We start from the raw sequence: 15737 nt of genomic DNA, 5'->3' as shown, positions 1-15737 counted from the left end.
GAGCGGATCGCGCTGTCGTCAAGCGCGCCGACCGGTAACAGGAGCATTGTCATGACCGGCCTGACCATCACCAAGCAAGACCGCGGCGACGCGGGCGAATACCAGGCGCACCTTGCCGACAGCGAACACATCGGCCGCCTGACCTGGGTCGAGCGCGACGGCGTGCATGTCGCCGACCATACGCTCGTCCCGCCGGAGATCGGCGGACGCGGCGTCGCTGCGCGTCTGGTCGAGGCGCTCATCGCCGACGCGCGGGAGAACGACTTCAAGGTAAAGCCCTTGTGCAGCTACGTTGTCGCCGCCTTCAAGAAGCACCCCGAGTGGGACGACGTGAAGGCCTGAACGGGCGCGGGTCGCACGCGCCGCCGAGGCTGGCGCGGGCGGCTTCGGCGCGCGAGGCGGGCCAGATCCCGCCATGCCCGCGCCGGCGCTGCTCTTGTCCAAGGCCGCAATAGCGCGAGATCACGCTGGAAAACGGCGCCGCGTCGCGCCTCAAATCGACGCTTTTCGCATCATCTGCCGCTGCCCGCCCCATGATTCGGTGCATGAACCGCCACGCCGGACGGGAACACGACACCGATTACCGCCGGCGCGACACGGGATGAGCGTTTCTTGCGCCGTCGGCGCAGGCCCGTCCCGTTCGAAGGTTCGAGGGGAGGGCAAATGGGTAAGGCATTTTTGCTTGCCGCCGCTGCCGGCGGCGTCATCGCATGGACCGCGCCGGCCGCGGCGCAGGACGCACCGCAAAGCGCGCGGGTCGAAAAGGGCGACATCATCGTCACGGCGCGCAAGCGGCAGGAATCGGTGCTGCAGGTGCCTGTCATCGAGACCGTGATCTCGGGCGAGGAACTGCAGCAATCGCAGGTCAACGACATCAACGCGCTGACCGAGAAGGTCGCGGGCCTTCAGGTGGGCGGCAACGTGCTCACCGTCGGCACGCAGATCTCGCTGCGCGGCGTCGGCACCTCGACGCTCGACGCGGGCGTCGACCAGTCGGTCTCGCTCAACATCGACGGCCTCCAGCTCACGCAAGGCGCTTCCTATTCGGTCGGCGTGTTCGACATGGCCCAGATCGAAGTGCTCAAGGGACCGCAGGCGCTGTTCTTCGGCAAGAACAGCCCCGGCGGCGTGATCGCGATCCGCACCGCCGACCCGGGTCTCGAACCCGAGCTGATCGCCCGCGCCATCTACGGCTTCGAGGCACGCGAGAAGCGCGGCGAGCTGATCATGTCGGGTCCGCTCGGCGACACGCTGGGCGTGCGTGTCGCGGCGATGTACGCGAAGGACGACGGCTACTTCTTCAACAAGGCGACGGCACTGCCGGGCACCGGCGCGGTGACGCCCTCGAGCGACCGCTACAACGGCGGCGACGAATACATCGTGCGCGGCACGGTGGTGTGGGAGCCCGCCCCGGGCTTCAGCGCCCGGCTCAAGATCAACCGCACCGAGAAGGAAGTGGTCGGCGGCGGCGCGCCCTACGGCTCTTGCCCCGACGGGATCGTCCCGCCGCCGTTCGTCTTCCCGATCCCGCAGTTCGTCAACCCGAACGAGGACTGCAAGATCGATCGCACGGTCTACATCGTCGATCTCGATCCCGCGGCCTTCCCGAACGTGCGACGCGCCGGTGTGCCCGGCCTCAGCTACGCCACGACCTTCGGCACGCTCGAACTGAACGCCGACGTGGCGAGCCAGCTCACGCTGACCTCGACCTCGGGCTATTACCGCAACGCGGTCGACGGCCTGCTCAACGGCGTGAACTCGGGCTATTCGGGCCCCACGCTAATCGCGGACAACGACTTCGACCGCCGCGACTTCACCCAGGAACTGCGGCTCCAGTCCGACTGGTCGAGCCCGCTCAATTTCCTGGTCGGCGGATTCTATCAGGACGCCTATGTGCGCAACCGCGTCTACGTGGGCGGCAACCGCTTCCTCGGCCTGCCGACCGTGCTGACCGCCGGCATCAACGACGTCTCGATCGAGGTCTGGTCGGCCTTCGGGCAGGCCCGCTGGCAAGCGCTCGATTCGCTCGAGATCGCGGCCGGTGTGCGCTACACCGACGAAAAGCGCTCGGATGACGCGGCGCGTCTTACCGGCCTTTACGACGAACCCACGCCGATCACCGTCGGCAAGCCGAGCATCCGCTCGAAGAACTGGTCGCCCGAACTGACCATCACGTACACGCCGACCGACGACTTCACCGTCTTCGGCGCGCTCAAGCAGGGCTACAAGTCGGGTTCCTACATCCTCACCGCGCCCCCCGCCCCCGGCGTCGACAATTCGTTCGGCGACGAAAAGGTGCAGGGCGGCGAAGTGGGCGTGAAGGCGCGCGTGGCCGACCGGGCGCTCACGCTCAACGGCGCATTTTACTACTACAAGTATTCCGACCTTCAGGTCGGCGCGAACGAAGTGGCGCAGGGCGGCATCCCGGTGATCCGCACGATCAACGCGGGCAAGTCGAAGGTCTACGGCCTCGACTTCGACGTGACCTACCGGCCCGCCGCGATCGACGGGCTGACCGCCTTCCTCGCGGTCAACTGGAACCACGCGCGCTTTACCGAGTTCGACGGCGCTCCATGCTATGGCGGTCAGACGATCGCGCTGGGCTGCGACCAGTTCCCCACGCCCGTCACCGACCCGGGCCAGCTCGCCGCCGGCTTCTTCGTGCTCGACGAGAGCGGCAACCCGGTGAAGTACAACGGGCAGAACCTCGCGGGCGCCCCGCTGCCCAAGGCCGCCGACTGGACCGGCACGGCCTCGATCGATTACGAGACGCCGTTCGGAAGCAACCTCATGCTGGGCCTGGGCGTGAGCGGACAGTACTCATCCAGCTTCCTGCGCGGCCTCGGGCGCAAGTCGCGCGAAGACCTCGTCCAGCCGGCCTATGCCAAGCTCAACGCCAACGTGCGCATCGGCGCCGAGGACGGGGGCTGGGAAGTCTCGCTGGTGGGCAACAACCTCACCAACAAGTACACGGCGGGCAATTGCACCACCTACAGCGGCGCGACCGGGCAGGTCTTCGCATCGCCCGTGTTCGGCACGCCGATCCAGAACGCCTCGGGGGTGGACGAACTCGCCTGCATTCCCGATCGCGGCCGCCAGGTGTTCCTGCGCCTGACGCTCAAGCCCACCGCCTGGTAGGCGCGCGCCGCGGCGGGCCGGCGCTAGTCCGGCTCGCCGTAGCCGCCGCCGCCCGGAGTCTCGATCACGAAGACATCGCCCGGCGCCATCGCCACCGACGCGGTCGCGGGCAGGGTCTCGACGCGGCCGTCGGCGCGTTCGACGCGGTTCGCGCCGGGGGCGCCGTCGCCCCCGCCCGCCAGCCCGAAAGGCGCGGTCTCGCGGCGGTTGGCGAGGATTCCCGCCGTCATCGGCTCGAGAAAGCGCATCCGCCGCAAGGCCCCATCGCCGCCCTTGTGCGCGCCCGCGCCGCCCGAGCCGCGCCGGATCGAGAATTCCTCGAGCACGACCGGGAACTTGCTCTCGAGCACTTCGGGATCGGTCAGGCGGCTGTTGGTCATGTGCGTCTGCACCACGTCGGCACCGTCGAACCCGGGCCCCGCGCCCGCGCCGCCCGCGATCGTCTCGTAGTACTGGCGCGTGGCATCGCCGAAGGTGAAATTGTTCATCGTGCCCTGCGCCGCCGCCATCGCGCCGAGCGCGCCGAACAGCGCGTCGGTGATCGCCTGGCTGGTCTCGACATTGCCGGCGACCACCGCGGCGGGGGGACGCGGGTGCAGCATCGAGCCTTCGGGCACGCGGATCGTGAGCGGCGCGAGGCAGCCTTCGTTCATCGGCACCGAGTCGTCGAGCAGCGTGCGCACGACATAGAGCACCGCCGCGCGCACCACCGGCAGCGGCGCGTTGAAGTTGTCGCCGAGCTGCGCGCTGGTGCCGGCGAAGTCGATCGTCGCGCCGCGCGCATCGCGGTCGATCGTGACCGAGACCGCGATCGTCGCGCCGTTGTCCATCGGCACGCGGAAGCGGCCGTCGGCAAGCCGGTCGATCAGCGCGCGCACCGCGCTTTCGGCATGGTCCTGCGCGTAGGCCATGTAGGCATCGACGACGTCGCGGCCCTGCTCGCCGGCGATGCGGCGCAGCTCGGCCGCGCCGCGCGCGCAGGCCGCGACTTGCGCGCGCAGGTCGGCGATGTTCTGGTCCACGTTGCGCGCCGGCCACTCGCCCGAGGCGAGAAGCGCGCGCATCGCGTCCTCGCGCATCTCGCCGCGATCGACGAGCAGTTCGTTGTCGAGCAGCACGCCTTCCTCGGCGATGGTCCGGCTGCCCGGCGGCATCGAGCCGGGGCTGATTCCGCCGACATCGGCATGGTGACCGCGCGCCGCGACGAACCAGGCGGGCACCGCGTCGCCCTCTTCGGCGAAGACGGGCATGATCACGGTTATGTCGGGCAGATGGGTGCCGCCGTCATAGGGCGCGTTGAGCACGTAGACGTCGCCCGGCAGCATGCCGCGCCCGTCGGCGGCTCCGTCGCCCGCGTCGCCGCGCCTCGCCAGGATCGTGCGCACGCTCTCGCCCATCGAGCCGAGGTGCACCGGCATGTGCGGCGCGTTGGCGACAAGCCGCCCCTCGCGATCGAACACCGCGCAGGAGAAGTCGAGCCGCTCGCGGATGTTGACCGAGCTGGCGCTGAACTGGAGCGCCGCGCCCATTTCCTCGGCCACGGCCATGAACAGCGCGCTCATGATCTCGAGCCGCACCGGATCGCATTCGGTGCCGCCGCCCAGCGCGCGCGAGACCGGCGCGATGCGCGTGAGCACGATGTTGCCGAAAGCGTCGACCCGCATGCTCCAGCCCGGCTCGACGACGATCGTCGAAACATCGTCGACCACCAGCAACGGTCCCGCCGCTTCGAAGCCCGCCGCAAGGTCCTCGCGCCGGCGGAGGGGAACCTCGCGCGTGCGCCCTCCCAGAAATACCGCGACCTGCTCGAGCGGCGGCGCCGAGCGCTCGGGCAGGACGAGCGTGCGCCCGCCCGCGTGTTCGCTCGCCGACACCGCTTCGGCGCGCACCGCTTCGGCGACGATCGCGCCACTCGCGCCGAAGCCGAAGCGCGCGCGCCAGGCCGCGTCGAACGCCTCGCGCATCGCCTCGAACGCGCCGTGCGGCACTTCGACGGTGTTCTCGCTGCCCGCCGGGCGCAGCGCCAGCAGAGGGCGGGTGCGGATCGTCGCGCGCGCGAGGCCCTGCGCGGCGAGTTCGTCGGCCGCCTTTTCGGCGATGTCGGCGACGGCGTCGTCGATCGCCGCGCAAGCGTCCGCGTCGAGCGGCAGGCCAAGGCTCGCCTCGCGCAGCACCGAGCGGTCGGCGAGCCCCATGCCGTAGGCCGAAAGCACGCTCGCGAGCGGGTGACACAGGACCTGCGTCACCCCCAGCGCATCGGCGACGGCGCAGGCGTGCTGGCCCGCCGCGCCGCCGAAGCAGACCATCGCCGCGCGCGTGACGTCATGGCCGCGCCGCAGCGAGACCGTCTTGATCGCATTGGCCATGTTGGCGACGGCGATGGAAAGGAACCCTTCCGCCGCCTCCTCGCGCGTCGGGCGCTTGCCGGTCGCGGCCTCGACCTCGCCGAGCAGCTCGTCCATCCGCGCGCGCGCCGCCGCGAGCGAGAGCGGCTCGTCGCCCTGGGGCCCGAAGACGTGCGGAAAGTGCCCGGGCCGCAGCTTGCCGAGCAGGAGGTTGCAGTCGGTCACCGCGAGCGGGCCGCCGCGCCGGTAGCAGGCCGGACCCGGCACCGCGCCCGCCGAGCCGGGGCCGACGAGAAAGCGCGCGCCGTCGAAGGCGCAGATCGAGCCGCCGCCCGCGGCGACGGTCTCGATCCGCATCATCGGCGCACGCACGCGCACGCCGGCAAGCCGCGCCTCGCTGTCACGCTCGTATTCGCCCGCGTAGTGCGAGACGTCGGTCGAGGTGCCGCCCATGTCGAAGCCGACGACGTGGTCGAAGCCCGCCTCTCGCGCCACTGCGGCCATGCCGACGATGCCGCCCGCCGGGCCCGAGAGGATCGCGTCCTTGCCGTGGAACGCCGCGCCGGCGGCAAGGCCCCCGCCAGACTGCATGAACAGCGCTTCCACCGCCTCGCCGAGCCCCGCTTCCAGACCCGCGACATAGCGCCGCAGCACCGGCGAGAGATAGGCGTCGATCACGCTGGTGTCGCCACGCGCGATCAGCTTGATCAGCGGCGCGACCTCGTGGCTCACCGAAACCTGCTCGAAGCCTTCCTCGCGCGCGATCCGCGCCAGCGCCGCCTCGTGCGCGGGATAGCGGTAGCCGTGCATCAGCACGATCGCGACGGCGCGCAGCCCCGCCGCGTGGTGCTTGCGCAGTGCGGTGCGCGCGGCCTCTTCGTCGAGCGGACGATAGACCGTGCCGTCGGCGCCGACTCGCTCATTGATCTCGGCGACCGCGCGCGCCAGCGGTTCGGGCAGGACGATTTCGCGCGCGAAGATGTCGGGCCGCTCCTGCGTGCCGATGCGCAGCGCGTCGCCGAACCCGCGGGTGATCGCCAGCAGCACCGGCTCGCCCTTGCGTTCGAGCAGGGCGTTGGTGGCGACGGTGGTGCCGAGCCGCAGCTCGGACGGCGGCAGCGCGCCCTCGTCCGCCCCCGTCAGCCGGCGCATCGCCTCGACCGCCGCGTCCCGATAGCGTTCGGGGTCTTCGGAGAGCAGTTTGAGCCGTTCGATCGATCCATCGGGTCGGCGCGCGACGACATCGGTGAAGGTGCCGCCGCGATCGACCCAGAACTGCCAGCGCGATTGTGCATCCATGCCTTGCCTATGACGGTTCTTGCCCGCCAGTCCAAGGCTCAGTGCGTTGCGCCCGGTGCGGCGATCAAGGGCGCGGGTGCATCGCCCGCAGCTCTTCGAAAGCGGTCCCCGGCCCTTGCGCGAGCCGCGCCTCGATCATCGCGCAGACCGCTTCGGGATCATGCTCGGCCGTGTCGATGGTGAGGTCGGCCACCGGATTGCGGTAGATCTCGTCGTAGAAGAACGGCCGCAGCCGGGTCAGCCGGTCGACGATCTTGCGCGCCGCGTCCTCGCCGAGCAGGTCGACCGGGATCTTCTTGTCCATCCGCCGTTCCGCCACGCGCTGTTCGAGCACGTCGAACGGCGGTTTGAGCGTGACCATCAGCACCGGAAGCCCCTCGGTCCGCCAGATTAGGTCCTGCAGTACCGGCGGGTCCATCATCAGCAAGTGGTCGAACACGACATTGAGCCCCTGCCGCGAGACCGAGGCCATCCATTCGTGCATCGCGGCGAAGGCGCGCCTCGCATTCTCGGCGAAGACCCACTTGAGCGGCCCGTCGGGATCGGCGGGATCGCGCGGCACCGCCATGATGCCCCGGCTGGCGAGCGGGCCGTGGTGCCCGTACTTGGCGGGCAGCGTGTTCGCGGTGAAATGGTCGATGCCGTAAAGCAGCCAGTAGTCCTCCTGGCGCTTCTGGAAGAGTTCGCAGGCGGTCGACTTGCCCGATCCCGAGGTGCCGTTGACGACGACGATCCGCCCCAGCACCCCGGCCGGTCCCGCCGCCATCAGCCGACGTCCTCCAGCGAGCGCTCGCCGCGCGCGATCAGGCGAAACCGCTCGGCGGGCGAGAACTCCTGGTTGTCGCCCCACAGCTCGACCCCGTCCCAGTCCCACTGCGCGAGCGACCAGTGGACGGTGTGGTCGGTATAGCCTGTGAAGACGAGGCCGGGATCGATCTTGCCCATCACGCTGATCGCGCGCCCCAGTTCGTCGGTGCCCTCGAAGCGGAAGCGCGCGGGGCCGAACGCGCTCCACTCGAACACGTCACGACGCCCGGAAACGAGGCTCGCCATCTTGCCGTCCCGCATCACGTAGCCGCCGATACAGGTCGCCTCGCGGCCCTCGCCCATGCACAGCGCGTGAAAGCTGCGGCCCTCGGCAATGCCCCAGAAGTAGCCGCCGCAGGCGAGCGATTCGTACTCGCGCGCGCCATACGAGGTATCGCGCATCGAATAGCAGTCGACCGCGAAGACCTCGCCGTGGCGCGCGATCGTGCCGGTCATCCGGCCGGGCTGCTCGATATGGAACTTGGCCGTGGCCTGCTGGCCGCCGTCGCCCGTCTTCAGTTCGTGCGGCGGACCGATCGCCTCCCATTCGAGGTCGAGCACGAGGCCGTCCTTGTCGTAATCGATCTTGTAGCGCGTCATCGGCTCGATCATCCGGCACGAGAGCGAATTGCGCGCCTTCATGTCGAACTTGCCCTCTACCGGGGGCATCGCCTGGAGATGGCTCCAGTTGTAATGGAGGCAATCCCACTGGAAGCGCCGGTCGCGGTCCCACAGGCACGGCCCGCCGTTGAGCATCCCCATGTTCGGGCGGAAATAGTACTGGATCATCCCGTGGATGTGCCGCTCGGGAATCGAGACCGAGAACCACACGCTCTCGTTCCAGTACGGATTGTCGTCGCGGCCCGCGCCGAAGTGGTCGGCGAATGCGAGGTCGGTCATGCCGGCTTCCTTCCGTCGGGCCATGTCACGTCGAGCCGCAGCCGCGTGAGCGTCAGCGTCGCGATGCGCCAGGCGCCGTTTTCGATGCGATAGGTCTCGTGGTAGTGGCCGCGGCCGAGGATCGACTTCCAGCCCATCCGCGGATGGGCCTCGGCCCATTCGATGACGTCCTGCATCGCCCAGATGCCGCGTGCCGTGGCGTCGCCGGTAATCTCGACCTCGCCGGTCAGGCCCTGGTGGCACGAGACCGCGCGCTCGAGCGACTGCCGCAGGCTCTCGGCGTAGGCCTGGCCGCCCGATACGTAGACCGCGCCCTCGGGCGTGCGCACTTCGAGGTCACGCGCGAACAGGCCGGCAAGCTCGACCCAGCACTTGGTGTCGATCAGGCGGAAATAGCGCGCCTTGAGGTTGCGGATCGCCTCGATCGCCTCGAGCCGCTTGAGCCCGTCCATGCCTGCTCCCGGTCTGTTTCGGGAGACGGCAGCACGCACCGCGCGGCGATGCAAGCGCGGCTGCACGACATGTCGGCAACCTCGCGCGAATTACCGCTCAGGCGAAGCCGCCGGCGAGGAACCGCTCGGCGAGGCCGGCGAGATAGGCCGCGCCTTGCGGCATCACCGTCTCGTCGACCATCATCCGGGTCGAGTGAATACCGCAGCAGTGCCGCCAATCCTCGCCTTCGTGGCTGACGCCGAGGAAGAACATCGCGCCCGGCACCTTTTCGAGCACATAGGCGAAATCCTCGGCGCCCATGATCGGATCGGCGAGCCGCCGGAAGGCATCCGCGCCGAACATCGCGCGCGCCACACTCTCGCCGAAATCGACCGCGCGCGCGTCGCACAAGGTGACCGGGAAGCCCTCGATGATGGTGACCTCGGCGGTCAGCCCGTGCGCGCCGGCGATCCCGGCCGCGAGCAGCGGCAGTTCCTCGCGCAGCCGCGCGCGGTTGGCGGCCGAGAGCGTGCGCATCGTGCCGAGCATCCGCGCGTCGTCGGCGATGACGTTGTGCGCGGTGCCCCCGTCGATTTTCGAAATCGTGACCACGACCGGATCGAACACCGAGAAGCGGCGCGCGACCATGGTCTGGATCGCGCTTACGATCTCGCAGGCGATCGGCACCGGATCGCGCGTGTCGTGCGGCATCGAGGCATGGCCGCCGCGACCGGTGACGGTGATCTCGATCTGGTCGGCCGCGGCCAGCAGCGGCCCGGCCCGGCCGCCGATCAGGCCATGCGGCGCATTTGGCATGACATGCAGCGCGAAGGCCGCGTCGGGCAGCGCGAGCCCGGTCCCCTCGCCGCCGAGCAGACCGTCCTCGAGCATGAAGCGCGCGCCATGGTGGCCCTCCTCGCCCGGCTGGAACATGAAGCGGACCTCGCCCTCGAGCGAGGCGCGCCGCCGGCACAGGATCTCGGCCGCGCCTGCGAGCATGGCGGTATGCGCGTCGTGGCCGCACGCGTGCATCACCCCGGGATTGGCCGAGGCGAAGGCGAGCCCGGTCTCCTCGGGCATCGGCAGCGCGTCCATGTCGCCGCGCAGCAGCACCGAGCCGCCCGCGCCCGCCTCGCCCTCGAGCGTCGCGACGAGGCCGGTGGTGGACGGGCCCTCGCGCCATTCGAGCGGCAGGTGCGCCAGCGCTTCGCGAACCTTGTCGCGCGTGCGCGGGGTCATCAGGCCCAGTTCGGGATCGGCGTGGATGGCGCGTCGCAGCGCCGAGATCTTCGGCGCGAGGCTCTCGGCCTCGGCGTGGAGAATATCACTCGTCATCGCGGCATCTTGGCCGCGCTTCAGGCGGGTGTCGAGCCGGCCTCGTCGCCGATCGTCGTGAAGGTGCCCCGATCGAGGCCGCGCAAGGTGATCCATGCGAGCGCGCCCATCACGACGTAAGCGGTGGCTGCCCCCAGCGCGACGCCCCAGGCGACGCCGCTCGGCCCGAGCGGAACGAACAGGTAGAGCCCGAAGGCCAGGGCGCAGACCGCGGCAAGCCGCGCGAACAGCGAGAGATGCGCGCGCCCGGTCGCATGCAGCACCGGCTCGAACGCGACGCTCGCAAGCTCGAAGCTTGCGGCAATGGCGAGCGGCACGAGGATGCTCGCGCCGCCCTCGAAAGCCTCGCCGCCGATCAGGCCGAGGAGCTGCTCGCCGATCAGCAGCGCGATCGCGATCACCACCACCCCGGTCGCGCCGGAAAGCAGGCTGGTCTGCAGCGCCAGCTTGCGGAACTCGTCGGAGCGCGAGGCGACGCGGGCGCGCGCCACTTCGGCATAGACCGCCCGCGTCAGCAGCGTCGACAGCTTGCCGAGCGCCTGGGTGACTTGCGCCGCGAGCCGGTAGAGACCCGCCGCGCGCGTCGAGATGAAGGCGCCGACCGCGAGCAGCGGGCCGTTGCGCATCGTCGCATCGAGCGATTCGCTGGCATAAGTGACGAGGAAGAATCGCCCGATTCCCTCGTTCTCGCGAAGCGCCATGCGCCAGTCGCGCAGGTTGCGCAGACGGATCGCCTGAGGGCACAGCCGCCGCGCCATGGCCCAGTAGAGCACTGCTTCCAGCAGGTCGATCGCCGCCCATGCGAACAGGAAGCGGCCGACCGTCGGGCCCGAAAACCAGATCCACAGCGCCGCGAGCAGCCGTCCCGCCGGTACGATCGCCTCGACGTAGACCGCGCTGTCGAAGCGATGCAGCGCCCGCACGATCCCGGTGGGGGCCGAGACCAGCGCCCACAGCGAGGCGCAGGCGAAGTAGAAGGCGATATCGATATACCGGGGATTGAGTTCGAAAGTGCTCGAAAAGCCGTAGATGAGGATCGCCGCGAGCCCGCAGCCCATCACCGCGCCCGCCGCGTCGAGCAGGCCGCACAGCATGCCGAGCCGCCCGAACCGGTCCCAGTCCTTCGCATGGACATGTTCGCTGCCGTAGCGCACGACCACGCGCCAGGTCTGAAACCCGGCGAGCGCGATGAGCGTCTGCGCGGTGCCGAAGATCAGCGAGAAGTGGCCGAAGTCCTTGAGCCCCAGCGTGCGGGTGAGGATCGCGAGATAGACGATCGAGCACAGCGCGCCGAAACCCTTGCCGCCCAGCAGCCACGCGGTGTTCTGGAGAATCCGCCGGATCGCGCTTGTGTTGTTGTCGTGGTTTTCGCTCGCCGCGGCCATATCCGGCCGCATTTGAACCAGCGCGGGGCGGGTTGCAAGCCGATCGCGCGGGCCGTCCCCTTCCCCTTTGCGGCGGCAAAGGCTAGATGCCCCGGCTCTTCTGCAATTACGTGACACTCGCGATGATCGAACACGCCATTCTTCTCAGCGCCGGGCAGGGCTCGCGCATGCTGCCGCTCACCGCCGAGCGGCCCAAGTGCCTGATCGACTTCTCGGGCCGGTCGCTGCTCGAATGGCAGGTCGAGATGCTGGCACGCGGCGGGGTGAAGCGGATCGACGTCGTCACCGGCTTCATGACCGACATGGTCGACGAGGTGATCGCCGGCATCGACGATCCGCGCGTCACGATCACCACCCGGTTCAATCCGTTCTACAAGGTCGCCGACAACCTGGGCTCGTGCTGGATCGCGCGCGAGGCGATGGAAGGCGACTTCCTCATCCTCAACGGCGACACGCTCGTCTCCGAACAGATCGTCGCCAAGGTGCAGGCGGGCTCCGACTGGCCGATCGCGGTGACGGTCGACGTCAAGGACGCCTACGACAGCGACGACATGAAAGTCACCCGCGGTCCCGATGGCCGCCTCGCGCACATCGGCAAGACGCTCACCGCCGAGGAAACCAACGCCGAATCGATCGGCTTCCTCGCCTTTCGCGGCGAGGGCGCGGCGCTGTTCCGCGAAGCCGTGCGCAAGGCGATGCGCACGCCCGAGGGCGTGCAGCACTGGTACCTGAAGGTGATCGACAGCCTCGCGCCCACCGGCAAGGTCGGCACCGTCTCGATCGAAGGGCTGGACTGGGCCGAAGTCGACTTCCTCAACGACATCGAAATCGCGACCGCGCTGACGGATGGCTGGGGGTAACAAGCCGCTCCCGGTCCCGTCATCCCGGCCCCGAGCCAGGACCCGCTTGCTTGCGCACGTGTCCGGAAGTGAGCGCCTTTCCACCGAAACAGGTCGGGAGTGACGGGAAGAAAGAACGTGGATGTCGGCTTTCGGCTTCATGCGCCGCCTTGTCCGATGAAGCGTCTGTCATGAAGGGCGGGCACGCAGCAAGCGCCTCCATCCGCTCAGCCTGAGCGGAGGTTGGGACTAGGCTCCGACCGCAATATCGGCGTGTCCGGTAAGTCCGCTTCTGCCGGCGGGTTAACCAAGTGCGGACACGGCCGAATGCCTCAAGCCCGCGCCTCGCTCACGCCCGCGCTGTTGTGGCGCAGCGCCTTTAACACGGTATCGACGATCTGCGGCGCGTTGAGACCGGCGGCGTCGTATTGCGCCTCCGGCTTATCCTGGTCCTGGAACAGGTCGGGCAGGCGCATGGTGCGGATGCGCAGGCCGTTGTCGGTCAGGCCCTCGTCGCTAGCCATCGTCAGCACGTGGGCGCCGAGGCCGCCGATCGAGCCTTCCTCGACCGTGACGACGACTTCGTGTTCGAGCATCAGCTTGCGGATCAGCTCGGTGTCCAGCGGCTTGGCGAAGCGCAGGTCGGCCACCGTCGTCGACAGGCCCTTGGCCTCGAGCGTGTCGGCCGCCTTGAGCGCCTCGGCGAGACGCGTGCCGAGCGAGAGCAGCGCCACCTTGCCGCCCTCCCTGACGATCCGGCCCTTGCCGATTTCGAGCTTCTCTGGCGTCTCGGGCAGTTCCACGCCGACGCCGCTGCCGCGCGGATAGCGGAACGCGATCGGGCCCGCGTCGTATTCGACCGCGGTGTGGACCATGTGGACCAGTTCGGCCTCGTCGGCGGCGGCCATCACCACGAAGTTGGGCAGCGTGGCCAGATAGGTCACGTCGAACGAACCGGCGTGCGTCGCCCCGTCGGCGCCGACCAGCCCGGCGCGGTCGATGGCGAAGCGCACCGGCAGGTTCTGGATCGCAACGTCGTGCACCACCTGGTCGAAAGCGCGCTGCAAGAAGGTGGAATAGATCGCGCAGAACGGTCGCATGCCCTGCGCGGCGAGCCCGGCGGCGAACGTCACCGCGTGCTGTTCGGCGATGCCGACGTCGAAGGCGCGATCGGGGAACCGTTGCGCGAACTTGTCGAGCCCCGTGCCCGAGGGCATCGCCGCGGTGATCGCGCAGACGCGCTTGTCGCGCTCGGCCTCGGCGATCAGCGCCTTGGCGAAAACGCCGGTGTAGCTGGGCGGACCGCCCGCGCTCTTGACCTGCTTGCCGGTGATGACGTCGAACTTCTGGACGCCATGGTACTTGTCCGCGCTTTCCTCGGCGGGCGCGTAGCCCTTGCCCTTCTGCGTCACGACGTGGATCAGGCAGGGTCCACTCGCCGCGTCGCGCACGTTCTCGAACACCGGCACGAGCTGGTCGAGGTTGTGGCCGTCGATCGGGCCGACGTAGTAGAAACCCAGTTCCTCGAACAGCGTGCCGCCCATCGCCATGCCGCGCGCGTATTCGTCGGTGAGCTTGGCCGCGCGATGCAGCGGCTCGGGCAGCCGGCGCGAGATCTTGCGGGCGAGCTCGCGCATCGAGAGGAACTGCTGCGAGGAAACGAGCTTGGCGAGATAGGCCGAGAGCCCGCCGACCGGCGGCGCGATCGACATGTCGTTGTCGTTGAGGATCACGACCAGCCGATTGCCCGCTTCGCGCGCGTTGTTCATCGCCTCGTAGGCCATGCCCGCGCTCATCGCGCCGTCGCCGATCACGGCGATGCCGCGGCCCGGCGTGCCGCTGAGCTTGTTGGCGATGGCGAAGCCGAGCGCGGCCGAGATCGAGGTCGAACTGTGCGCCGCGCCGAACGGGTCGTATTCGCTCTCGGTGCGCTTGGTGAAGCCCGAAAGCCCGCCGCCCTGGCGCAGTGTGCGGATGCGGTCGCGGCGCCCGGTGAGGATCTTGTGCGGATAGGCCTGGTGGCCGACGTCCCACACCAGCCGGTCGTTGGGCGTATCGAACACATAGTGCAGCGCCACCGTCAGCTCGACCACGCCGAGGCCCGATCCGAGGTGCCCGCCGGTCTGGCCGACCGCCGAGATCGTCTCCTGACGCAACTCGTCGGCAAGCTGACGCAATTGCGCCGGCTTGAGCTTGCGCAGCTCGTCCGGAGTGGGAGTCGTGTCGAGGAGCGGGGTGGCGGGTTCGCCTGTCATGTTCCGGTTTTACACAAGCCTGTTTCTGGTGTCGAATTGTCACCCATATGACGAGCGGGGCGAGATGCACAGCCCCGATTCAGGGAGATTGGTCTATGAACGCGCTTGCCGGGGCCCATCCGGTCACTTTCATCCTCACCGCCGACCGCACGCGCTCGAAGCCGTTCTATGCGGGCGCGCTCGGGCTGGCGATCCTCGGCGAGGACGATTTCGCCGTAACGCTCGCGCTTGCCGGCGGCGCGACGGTCCGCCTCACCGACCTGCCCGGCCACGTCGCCGCCGATCACACCGTGCTCGGCTGGTCGGTGCCCGACATCACCGCGACGGTGCGCGACTTGCGCGCCAAGGGGGTGACCTTCCGGATATTCGAAGGCTTCGGTCAGGACGCCAACGGCATCTGGATCACGCCGGGCGGCGGCGCGAAAGTGGCTTGGTTCGTCGATCCCGACGGCAATGTCCTGAGCCTGACGCAGTTCGCCTAGCGGCGCCGGCGCGTTCGCGCCGCGCGGCCTAGCTGCACTGCGCGCACAGCCCGCGCACTTCGACGACCGGGCGGACATCGGCGAAACCGGCGGAACGGGCGGCGTCGACGATGGCGCCGGTCAGCCGGTCGTCGTCGAGGTGGACGGCCCGGCCGCACTGGTCGCAGATCAGGAAGATGCAGTCATGGCGGCAGCCGGGGTGGCTGTTGGCGATGTAGGCATTGGCGCTTTCCACCCGCCGGGCGAGGTTGGTGCGCACGAACAGGTCGAGAATCCGGTAGACGCTGTTGGGGGCGACCCGCTTGCCGCGCTGCGCGGAGACGCTTTCGGCGAGATCGTAGGCCGAGGCGGGGCGCTTCTGCTCGACCAGCGCGGTGAAGACGTCGGCGCGCATATCGGTCCACTGCTCACCCGCGCCGGTCAGCGCGGAGCGCGCGGCCTGCATGAGCTTTTCGCCCGAGTGTTCCTGATGACTGTGCGATGCCATGAACCGTATATGACCTCGCCCGCCGCGCTCCGC

Annotated in this window: 12 protein-coding genes; 4 read left to right on the top strand and 8 right to left on the bottom strand. The window is 69.2% G+C overall.

What is annotated here, in order from left to right; genetic code table 11:
- Positions 1–51: 51 nt before the first annotated feature.
- A complete protein-coding gene (locus tag B2G71_RS12425) occupies positions 52–342 on the top strand; it encodes a GNAT family N-acetyltransferase (RefSeq protein WP_098106178.1) in 291 nt (96 codons plus the stop codon).
- 321 nt (positions 343–663) lie between these two features.
- Positions 664–3138 (top strand): TonB-dependent receptor, encoded by a 2475-nt coding sequence (locus B2G71_RS12420; RefSeq protein ID WP_098106174.1) that lies wholly within the window; start codon positions 664–666, stop codon positions 3136–3138.
- 23 nt (positions 3139–3161) lie between these two features.
- Here the strand turns inward: B2G71_RS12420 and B2G71_RS12415 are convergent, their stop codons facing one another.
- The 6 genes from B2G71_RS12415 to B2G71_RS12390 form a co-directional block, all read right to left on the bottom strand.
- Entirely contained in the window at positions 3162–6782 is a 3621-nt protein-coding gene (locus tag B2G71_RS12415) for a hydantoinase B/oxoprolinase family protein (protein ID WP_098106171.1), read from the bottom strand.
- Between the two features lie 64 nt (positions 6783–6846).
- The gene (locus tag B2G71_RS12410; RefSeq protein WP_098106167.1) at positions 6847–7548 is read right to left on the bottom strand and encodes an AAA family ATPase; all 702 of its coding nucleotides are present in this window, start codon (positions 7546–7548) and stop codon (positions 6847–6849) included.
- Positions 7548–8489: a hypothetical protein gene (locus tag B2G71_RS12405; RefSeq protein WP_240530138.1), complete on the bottom strand. Its 942-nt coding sequence runs from the start codon at positions 8487–8489 to the stop codon at positions 7548–7550. Before B2G71_RS12405 ends, B2G71_RS12410 begins: the two co-directional genes overlap by 1 nt.
- Positions 8486–8941 carry a nuclear transport factor 2 family protein gene (locus B2G71_RS12400; RefSeq protein ID WP_098106160.1) on the bottom strand — a complete coding sequence of 152 codons (456 nt, stop codon included), beginning with the start codon at positions 8939–8941 and terminating at the stop codon, positions 8486–8488. Before B2G71_RS12400 ends, B2G71_RS12405 begins: the two co-directional genes overlap by 4 nt.
- Positions 8942–9038: 97 nt before the next feature.
- Positions 9039–10256, bottom strand: coding sequence for a M20 family metallopeptidase (locus tag B2G71_RS12395; RefSeq protein ID WP_098106156.1), 1218 nt, complete (start codon positions 10254–10256; stop codon positions 9039–9041).
- A gap of 20 nt (positions 10257–10276) precedes the next feature.
- A complete protein-coding gene (locus tag B2G71_RS12390) occupies positions 10277–11641 on the bottom strand; it encodes an oligosaccharide flippase family protein (RefSeq protein ID WP_098106153.1) in 1365 nt (454 codons plus the stop codon).
- Positions 11642–11763: 122 nt separating this feature from the next.
- Here B2G71_RS12390 and B2G71_RS12385 point away from each other — a divergent pair, with 122 nt between their 5' ends.
- Positions 11764–12501 (top strand): phosphocholine cytidylyltransferase family protein, encoded by a 738-nt coding sequence (locus tag B2G71_RS12385; protein ID WP_098106407.1) that lies wholly within the window; start codon positions 11764–11766, stop codon positions 12499–12501.
- A gap of 311 nt (positions 12502–12812) precedes the next feature.
- On the opposite strand, the gene dxs is transcribed toward B2G71_RS12385, so the two are convergent.
- Positions 12813–14735 (bottom strand): 1-deoxy-D-xylulose-5-phosphate synthase, encoded by a 1923-nt coding sequence (gene dxs / locus B2G71_RS12380; protein WP_098106149.1) that lies wholly within the window; start codon positions 14733–14735, stop codon positions 12813–12815.
- Between the two features lie 95 nt (positions 14736–14830).
- Between dxs and B2G71_RS12375 the strand changes: the two genes are divergently transcribed.
- A complete protein-coding gene (locus tag B2G71_RS12375) occupies positions 14831–15217 on the top strand; it encodes a VOC family protein (RefSeq protein WP_098106147.1) in 387 nt (128 codons plus the stop codon).
- A 28-nt stretch (positions 15218–15245) separates the two neighbouring features.
- Here B2G71_RS12375 and B2G71_RS12370 read toward each other — a convergent pair whose 3' ends face one another.
- Entirely contained in the window at positions 15246–15704 is a 459-nt protein-coding gene (locus B2G71_RS12370; protein WP_098106146.1) for a transcriptional repressor, read from the bottom strand.
- Positions 15705–15737: the final 33 nt, after the last annotated feature.

The sequence above is a fragment of the Novosphingobium sp. PC22D genome, assembly GCF_002556635.1.
Classification (GTDB): domain Bacteria; phylum Pseudomonadota; class Alphaproteobacteria; order Sphingomonadales; family Sphingomonadaceae; genus Novosphingobium.
The sequence above is the reverse complement of the archived record's forward strand: the minus strand, read 5'-3'. Positions and strand labels throughout refer to the sequence as shown.